The 8,264-nt window shown below is 66.8% G+C and carries 7 protein-coding genes; 5 read left to right on the plus strand and 2 right to left on the minus strand.

Going from position 1 to position 8,264, the window contains the following annotated elements:
• Positions 1–162 precede the first annotated feature (162 nt).
• Positions 163–285, minus strand: coding sequence for a hypothetical protein (locus HMPREF1136_RS08285; protein WP_009648903.1), 123 nt, complete (start codon positions 283–285; stop codon positions 163–165).
• Positions 286–352: 67 nt separating this feature from the next.
• Here HMPREF1136_RS08285 and HMPREF1136_RS08290 point away from each other — a divergent pair, with 67 nt between their 5' ends.
• Genes HMPREF1136_RS08290 through HMPREF1136_RS08310 form a run of 5 tightly spaced genes read left to right on the plus strand, consistent with a single transcriptional unit; the run spans position 353 to position 6,946 of the window.
• Positions 353–1,405, plus strand: a complete 1,053-nt coding sequence (locus HMPREF1136_RS08290; protein ID WP_009648899.1) for a PhoH family protein — start codon at positions 353–355, stop codon at positions 1,403–1,405.
• A complete protein-coding gene (gene ybeY / locus HMPREF1136_RS08295; protein ID WP_009648901.1) occupies positions 1,402–1,851 on the plus strand; it encodes an rRNA maturation RNase YbeY in 450 nt (149 codons plus the stop codon). Before HMPREF1136_RS08290 ends, ybeY begins: the two co-directional genes overlap by 4 nt.
• Positions 1,848–3,206, plus strand: a complete 1,359-nt coding sequence (locus HMPREF1136_RS08300; protein ID WP_009648896.1) for a hemolysin family protein — start codon at positions 1,848–1,850, stop codon at positions 3,204–3,206. Before ybeY ends, HMPREF1136_RS08300 begins: the two co-directional genes overlap by 4 nt.
• A gap of 1 nt (position 3,207) precedes the next feature.
• Positions 3,208–4,479, plus strand: coding sequence for a GTPase Era (era, locus tag HMPREF1136_RS08305; RefSeq protein WP_009648897.1), 1,272 nt, complete (start codon positions 3,208–3,210; stop codon positions 4,477–4,479).
• 1 nt (position 4,480) lies between these two features.
• Positions 4,481–6,946 carry an ATP-binding cassette domain-containing protein gene (locus HMPREF1136_RS08310; RefSeq protein ID WP_009648900.1) on the plus strand — a complete coding sequence of 822 codons (2,466 nt, stop codon included), beginning with the start codon at positions 4,481–4,483 and terminating at the stop codon, positions 6,944–6,946.
• A 674-nt stretch (positions 6,947–7,620) separates the two neighbouring features.
• Here the strand turns inward: HMPREF1136_RS08310 and HMPREF1136_RS08315 are convergent.
• The gene (locus HMPREF1136_RS08315; RefSeq protein ID WP_034505512.1) at positions 7,621–8,262 is read right to left on the minus strand and encodes a LutC/YkgG family protein; all 642 of its coding nucleotides are present in this window, start codon (positions 8,260–8,262) and stop codon (positions 7,621–7,623) included.
• Between the last annotated feature and the right edge of the window lie 2 nt (positions 8,263–8,264).

The raw sequence follows: 8,264 nt of genomic DNA on the forward strand, positions 1-8,264 counted from the left end.
TGCCCGGGGGAGCGGTCACCACCGCGCAGCCGCCCGGCCGCGTCGCCGCCGCGATATCGCCCAGCGCGCGCGTGACCGGCAGCTCCGGCGGCTTGGAAACAAGTTCTTCGAGGGTGGTCATGGCTCAATATTTCACAAGCGAGTGATACTGCTGACGGGCTTTCATTGCGCGGAGTTGCCGTTTTTTCGCAGCATTTCAACGTCGTACCCTGCTTCTGCCTCTGCGACCCACGCGTCAATCTGGTCCTCGCTGACAGCTTCTCCGTGCACGGTCTGTTTGTTCATATACACAGGCTAATACGAAGGTGATGAGGCTGAGGAAGATGGGGCGGCAGAGTAGACTGGAAGCAGTATGACTACGGAGAACACTGCGCCGACGCTCGCGGCGGCCACCCTCGCACACACCACGGGGCGCGTCACCATCCCCGCAGACATGGACCCGATTGTGGTCCTCGGCATCGCAGACCAGGTCCTGCGCGCCCTCGAACGCGGCTTCCCGCACGTCCGCTTCCTCGTGACCGGGCGCGACATCTCCCTCGCGGGCACCCAGGCGGACATCGACGTGGCCGCTGGCCTCCTCGAGGAACTCATCGGCATGGCCCGACGCGGCACCGCGCTGGACGCCACCGCCGTCGAACAGGCCATCGGGCTGCTCGGACGCCTCACCTCGGGCGAGGCCCCCACGGAGGAAATCCTCTCCGCGCGCGGCCGCTCGATCCGCCCCAAGACCCCCGGCCAGAAGGCCTACACGGACGCCATCGACCGCGCCACCGTCGTCTTCGGCATCGGCCCCGCGGGCACGGGCAAGACCTACCTGGCCATGGCCCAGGCCGTGCGCCGCCTCCTCTCCGGCGAGGTGCGCCGCATCGTCCTGACCCGCCCCGCCGTCGAGGCCGGGGAAAACCTGGGCTTCCTGCCAGGCTCCCTCACCGACAAGATCGACCCCTACCTGCGTCCCCTCTACGACGCCCTGGGCGACATGCTCGACCCCGAGGCCCTGCCCAAGCTCATGGCCGCCGGCACCATCGAGGTCGCGCCACTGGCCTACATGCGCGGCCGCACCCTCAACGACTCCTTCATCATCCTGGACGAAGCCCAAAACACGACGGTCGGCCAGATGAAAATGTTCCTCACGCGCCTGGGCTTCGGCTCCAAGGTCGTCGTCACGGGCGACGCCTCGCAGGTCGACCTGCCGGGCAGCCAGACCTCCGGACTGTCCGTCGTCGAAAACATCCTGGGCGACATCGACGACATCGAATTCTGCCGCCTGACCAGCGCCGACGTCGTGCGCCACGAGCTGGTCGGTGCCATCATCGACGCCTACCAGCGCTACGACGACCGAAACGCCGCGCGCCGCGCGCGCACCCGCAGCCACAACACCGCACGCAGGGAGTACACGTCATGACCGAGGTCATCAACGAGACCGACTACGAGATCAACGAAGCCGAGTTTTCCGCCCTGGCAGACTATGTGCTCGACCAGATGCACGTCAGCTCCGACGCGGAAGTCAACATCATCTTCATCGACCCCGAGCCAATGGAAGACCTGCACGTGCGCTGGCTCGACCTGCCCGGCCCGACCGACGTCATGAGCTTCCCCATGGACGAGCTGCGCCCCGGCACAGCCGAACGCCCCACGCCCCCCGGCATGCTCGGCGACATCTGCATCTGCCCGGCGATTGCCTCCCGCCAGGCCGCAGAATCCGGCCACAGCGCCGCCGAAGAAATGCTGCTCCTGGCCACGCACGGCATGCTGCACCTCCTCGGCTACGACCACGCGACCGACGCCGAGCGCGAGATCATGTTTGCCCTCCAGCGCAAGCTCCTGCTGACCTTCCTGGCCACCCGATGACCCTCACCGTCCCCCTGGAGGCAGCCCCGGCCTCGCCGATCATGGGCGTGCCCTCCGTGGCCCTCCTGATCCTGGCGGTTATCGCCCTGGCCTTCGCGTCCATCGCGCAGAGCGTCGAGCAGGCGATCCAGCGCCTGACCCTCGCTGGCGTCGAAGACCTCATCGAGGAAGAGCACAGGAACGCGCGCATCCTCTACGGCCTCGTCGATCACCGTCGGCGCACCCTGCTGTCGCTGCGCGCCTTCCGTACCTTCTGGCAGGTCGTCTACGCCGTCACGGGCACCATCGTCCTGGTGGACACACGCCTGCCCTGGTGGGCGGTCGCCCTCATCGCGGTGTCCGTCATCGCAGTGATCCAGCTGATTTTCGTCTCCTTCCTGCCCGCCCAGTGGGGCGCGCGCAACCCCGAGGGCATCGGCCTGGTCGGCGCGTCCTTCGCGGACCGCCTCTCGCGCCTCAGCCACGTCGCAGACCCGCTGCTGACCCGCGTACGTTCCTCACGCCCCGCCCCCGAACCCACCGAAGCGCAGGCACGCGCCGAACTGATCTCCGACCTGCGCGAAATCGTCGACGAGGTCGGCGAACCCGAGAGCTTCGAGGAAGAGGACCGCGACATGGTCCGATCTGTCCTGGACCTCGGACACACGCTCGTGCGCGAGGTCATGGTGCCGCGCACCGACATGGTGACCATCGACGCGGACACACCCGCGCCCTCCGCCCTCCGCCTGTTCGTACGCTCCGGATTCTCGCGCATTCCCGTCGTCGGCGACGACGTGGACGACATCCGAGGCATCCTGTTCTTCAAAGACCTGGTCTCCCGCTGGGAGGCGAACGGCGGCCAGCTAGACCTGCGCGCCGAGCAAATGATGCGCCCCGCCGAGTACGCCGTCGAAATGAAGCTCGCGGACGACATGCTGCGCCAAATGCAGGCTGAACGCTTCCACATGGCCATCGTCATTGACGAATACGGCGGCGTCGCGGGCCTGGTCACCCTCGAAGACATCCTCGAGGAGGTCGTCGGCGAACTCACCGACGAACACGACCGCCACTCCATCGAACCCGAGGAAACGGAGCCGGGCACCTGGCGCGTGCCCGCACGCTACCCGATCTCCGAACTGGGCGAGCTCCTCGGACGCGACATCGAAGACGAGGACGTCGACTCCGTCGGCGGCCTCCTCGCCAAGGCCATCGGCAAGGTTCCGCTGCCCGGCGCGACCGGCAGCCTCGCCGGCGTCATGATGACGGCGGAAGAGGCGCGCGGACGCCGCCGCCAAGTCTCCACGATCCTGTGCCGCCTCGACCCCGACTCTCCGCTTATCACTGACCCTATCCCCGCCGACGACAAGGACAACTGACATGCGATTCCCCTCCGACGACGAACTCATGGCCGGCCCCAACGCCTTCGGGGACGCGCGCATCGAGGTAGCACCCGACGCCGCCGACCCGGAAGCCGACGCCCGCGCGCAGATCGAGGCCGGCCTCGGCGAAACCTCGGACGAGGCCGGGGCTGAGTCCGGCGACGACGCGGACTCTGAGGATTCTGAGGATTCTGACGGCTCTGAGGACTCTGACGGCTCTGAGGATTCTGAGGAGGACGAGGACTATGGCGACCTCGAGGGCCTGGAGGACGAGGAGGACGCCGATCTCGACGCGTTCGAGGCACTGACCTCGCTGGCGTCCCTGCGCGAGGACGCGGCCGCGACCATCGAGATCCCGGACTTTCCCGAGGACTTCCGTGCAGGCTTCGTGTCGATCGTCGGTCGCCCCAACGTCGGCAAATCGACACTGACGAATGCGCTAGTCGGGCGCAAGATCGCGATCACCTCGGGCCGCCCCGAAACGACGCGCCACAACATCCGTGGCATCGTGCACGGGGATAACTACCAGCTGGTGCTCCTGGATACCCCCGGATACCACCGGCCGCGCACGCTGCTGGGCAAGCGCCTCAACGACATGGTACGTGAGGCCCTCTCCGAGGTCGATGTCGTGCTCTTCTGCCTGCCCGCCGACCAGCGTATCGGTCCCGGCGACCAGTTCATCGCCCGCGAACTGCGTGGCATCAAGCGCCCGATCATCGCGGTGGCCACCAAGTGCGACGCCGTGCCGCGCGAGCGCGTCATGAAGCACCTGCTGTCCATCGAAAAGCTGGGGGAGTGGGCCGCCATCGTGCCCGTCTCCTCCGTGGAAGGCAAGGGCATCGACCACCTGCGCGAGGTGCTGGCGCAGACTGTGCCGCTGTCGCCGCCGCTCTACCCCGAGGGCGACGTTACCGACGAGTCGCGCGACACCCTCATCGCCGAGTTCATCCGCGAGGCCGCCCTCGAAGGCGTGCGCGACGAGCTGCCGCACTCCCTGGCCGTCCAGGTCGAGGAGATCATCGAACGACCCCGCCGCGAGGGCGACGACCGCCCGCCCATGCTCGACATTCACGTGAACGTCTACGTCGAGCGCGACTCCCAAAAGGCCATCATCATCGGCCGCAAGGGCTCGCGCCTCAAGCAGATCGGTACACAAGCCCGCGCCCACATCGAGGAGCTGCTGGGACGGCGCGTCTACCTGGACCTGCACGTGCGCACCGCGAAAGACTGGCAGTCCGACCCGAAGATGCTGGGACGCCTCGGGTTCTGACGTGCCCAGCGTCATCCGCGTGCGCGGTGCCCGCGTCCACAACCTGAAGAACGTGGACGTTGGCGTTCCCCTGAACGCGTTCGTCGCAGTCGCGGGCGTGTCTGGGTCGGGCAAGTCTTCCCTGGCCCTGGGCACGCTCTACGCGGAGGGTTCACGGCGTTACCTGGAGTCCCTGGCGACCTACACGCGCAGGCGTATCTCCCAGGCAGCCAAGGCCTCGGTGGACGAGGTGGCGCACGTCCCCGCCGCGCTCGCGTTGCGCCAGCGCCCCGGCGTGCCCGACGTGCGCTCCACTTTTGGCACGGCGACGGAACTCCTCAACCATCTGCGCCTCCTATTCTCGCGCGCGGGCTCCTACCTGTGCCCGAACGGGCACCGCGTCCCTCCCTCGCGTAACGTCGCCCTGGAGGTTCCTCTCACGTGCCCGCAGTGTGGGGAGTCCTTTAGGGGGCTCGGCGCGGAGGAAATGGCCTTCAACTCGGGCGGCGCGTGCCCGGTGTGCGAGGGGACGGGCGTCCAGCGCGTCGTCAACCGCGCCGCCCTCGTGCCCGATGAGTCCCTGACCATCGACGAGGGGGCCGTCTCCCCGTGGGGGTCTCTCATGTGGAAGCTCATGAAAGACGTCGCCCGCGAGATGGGCGTGCGCACGAACGTGCCCTTCCGGGACCTGACCGACGCCGAAAAGGAAATCGTCTACGAGGGGCCCGCCGAAAAACGCCACATCGTCGTCGCCACCAAGACGGGCGGTGCCGAGCTGGACTTCACCTACTTCAACGCGGTCGCCACGGTCGAAAACGCCCTGTCGAAGGCGAAAGACGAGAAGGCTCTTGCCCGCGTCAACAAGTACCTCATCACCCGCACGTGCCCGGCTTGCGACGGCACGCGCCTGGGGGAGCGGGTGCGTTCCACACTGATTGACGGCATGGATCTGGGCGAGGCCTCTCGCCTGACCCTCACGGAACTGCGCGAGTGGGTCCAGCGCATCCCCGGCCTCGTCCCGGAGGAAGTGGCACCCATGGCCCGCGTCATTGTTGATGAGATGACCGAGCCGATGCAGCGCCTCGTGGAACTCGGTCTGTCCTACCTGTCTCTCGACCGTGCCTCCTCGACGCTGTCCAACGGCGAGCGTCAGCGCGTGCAGCTCGCCCGCGCCGTGCGCAACCAGACGACTGGGGTCCTCTACGTCCTCGACGAACCGACCATCGGCCTGCACCCCGCCAACGTTGACGGTGTCCTGGCGATCATCCGTCAGCTCATCGCCGACGGGAACTCCGTTGTCGTCGTCGACCACGACACGCGCGTCCTGGGGGCCGCCGACCACCTCATCGAAATCGGGCCGGGTGCAGGCGCGGACGGCGGTCGCGTCATCTTCCAGGGGCCTATCGACGAGGCCTCCCGCGCCCCCGCTTCTCGTATCGGCCCATACATGGCTGGGTCTCGTCGGGTTGAGCGTGCGGTTGGGGAGCCGGGTCGGGGCGCGGACGTCGACAGGCGCGGCGCGCTTCACCTGGAAACCTCGCAGATACACACGGTGCAGCCCCTGAGCGTGGACATACCCGTCGGCTCTCTGACGGCCGTCACGGGCATGAGCGGCTCGGGCAAGACAACGCTCGTGCTGGAGTCGCTGGTTCCCGCACTGCGTGCGCGCCTGGCGGGTGACCCGCTGCCGACGCACGTGCGCGACGTGGATGCCGCCGGGATCTCCCGCGTCAACCTGATCGACGCGACACCCATCGGTGTCAACGTTCGTTCGACCGTGGCCACGTATTCCGGTGTGCTGGACGAGCTGCGCCGGGCGTTCGCGCGCACGGAGGAAGCGCAGGCGGCTGGGCTCAAGCCCGGCGCTTTCTCCTACAACACGGGTTCGCTGCGTTGTCCCACATGCGACGGGACCGGACAGATTACCCTGGACGTGCAGTTCCTGCCGGACGTGGACATCGAGTGCACCGAGTGCCGGGGGAGCCGCTACGGCGCGCAGGCCGCATCGATTCGCCGTGATGGCCTCTCGTTACCCGATATTTTGGCGATGAGCGTCGATGAGGCCCGGGTTGCTGTGCGCGGCCTGAAGAAAGCGGGCGCGCTCCTCGAGACGCTGTCCGGCCTTGGTCTGGGGTATCTGACGCTTGGCGAGGCCACGCCTGCCCTGTCCGGTGGCGAGGCGCAGAGACTCAAGCTGGCCTCGGAGATGGGGAGGCGTCAGGACGGCGCGCTCTTCGTCTTCGACGAGCCGACCATCGGCTTGCACCCGGACGACGTGCAGGTCCTCTTGGATGTGCTTCAGCGCCTCATCGAGCGGGGAGCGACCGTTCTCGTGATCGAGCACGACCTGGATTTGATCCGCTGCGCTGACTGGGTCATCGACATGGGCCCAGGCGGCGGCATAGAGGGTGGTCGCATCGTCGCACAGGGCACCCCGAGCGATATTGCGGCCAACGAGGTCTCGGTGACGGGCCGCTATCTGCGCTGACGGGGTCATCATTACCGGCTCGGTGCCTGTGCCCGGGCTGGTTGTGGGGCAGGGGTGACTCGGTTTGCCAGTTCCGCGTTTATTCTTGTGTGTTGGGGCGCTGCACCCGATCCGTAGGCAATGCACCTCTTCTGTTCGGGTGTAGTGCCCCTGATCGGGTGTAGCGCCCCTGATCGGGTGCAGTGCTCCTGATCGGGTGCAGCGCCCCCGTGCTTCTGGCAGTTGTGGCGGTTGCCGGGGACGTGGGTGTCTTCTGGGGGTTCTTTGCGGCCTCGTATGGTCCTCAGAAATGTTGCATGCAATTCCCGTGTGAACATTTCAAACATTGAAATCGTATCGTTGAAATTGTAATTTTTTGAGGTGCTGCAGAAAGTTCGGGCACCCGAATTGCATGCGACTGATGGTTGATGAAGCGCGTCAGGTGAACTCCTCTGTGCGCACGTCGGCCCACGACACTGTCCATGATCCCCGGGATGCTTCGACCTGTTGGGTTCAGCTGCGATTTCGTGGTTTGCGGTGCCACCCGTAGGACCCAGACGCGTTGAGGAGCTTACGGTGCCACCCGTAGGGCTGAGCTGCCATGCCCCGGGACAGAACAGCTCACGAAGAAGGCATAACGCAGCGCCCGGCTGCGCAATGGCAGCCGGGCGCGTGACGTTGTTAGAGCGAGACGCTCACTTGACGATGACGACTCGCAGGAAGCGGGGGCCGTGCACGCCGTTGACGCGGACCAGCTCGATGTCCGAGGTCGCCGAACCGCCGGCGATCCAGGTCATGGGACGCGTCGGATTCTTGCCGAGGATGTCCACCGCCTGGGGGACCGTGGGGACGATGTCGGCGGCGTTGAGGACGACGACGTGGGTGTCGGGCACGAGCGTGATCGCGCGTCGACCCTGGTCGGGCTCTCCGTCGAGAACGATGGTGCCGGAGATAGAGATAGCAACGCGGCAGCGCGTGACGACGGCGTCGATCTCGTCCAGTTCCAGCGTCGGGATGGCCTGCTCACGGCTATCCTCACGGACCGTGCGGCCGTCGCGGGCGGCGGCCTTCTTGAAGGTCTCGTCCAGCCCGGTCGGCACGACGACGGAGGTGGCCTTCTGGTCGGCCAGGAAGGTCGAGATCGCGTCGGCGACCTCGGACTCCTTGGAGACCACGACGACCTTTGCCGAGTAGTCCTCAAGCTTTTCGATCATTTCGTCGATGACGGCCTGCGAACCGGGCGCGTGCTCGGTGGAACGGATGTAGTCGCGGGGGATCGGGCGCACGGGACGGCCCTGCTGGGAACGGGAGATGGCGTCGCGTGCGCGAGCCAGGATCG

The organism is Actinomyces sp. ICM47 (assembly GCF_000278725.1).
Taxonomy (GTDB): Bacteria; Actinomycetota; Actinomycetes; order Actinomycetales; family Actinomycetaceae; genus Pauljensenia.

Bases quoted from the DNA above. Each gene is read 5' to 3' on its own strand.
- HMPREF1136_RS08285 (WP_009648903.1), bottom strand. From the start codon at position 285: ATGAACAAACAGACCGTGCACGGAGAAGCTGTCAGCGAGGACCAGATT.
- HMPREF1136_RS08290 (WP_009648899.1), top strand. From the start codon at position 353: ATGACTACGGAGAACACTGCGCCGACGCTCGCGGCGGCCACCCTCGCA.
- ybeY (WP_009648901.1), top strand. From the start codon at position 1,402: ATGACCGAGGTCATCAACGAGACCGACTACGAGATCAACGAAGCCGAG.
- HMPREF1136_RS08300 (WP_009648896.1), top strand. From the start codon at position 1,848: ATGACCCTCACCGTCCCCCTGGAGGCAGCCCCGGCCTCGCCGATCATG.
- era (WP_009648897.1), top strand. From the start codon at position 3,208: ATGCGATTCCCCTCCGACGACGAACTCATGGCCGGCCCCAACGCCTTC.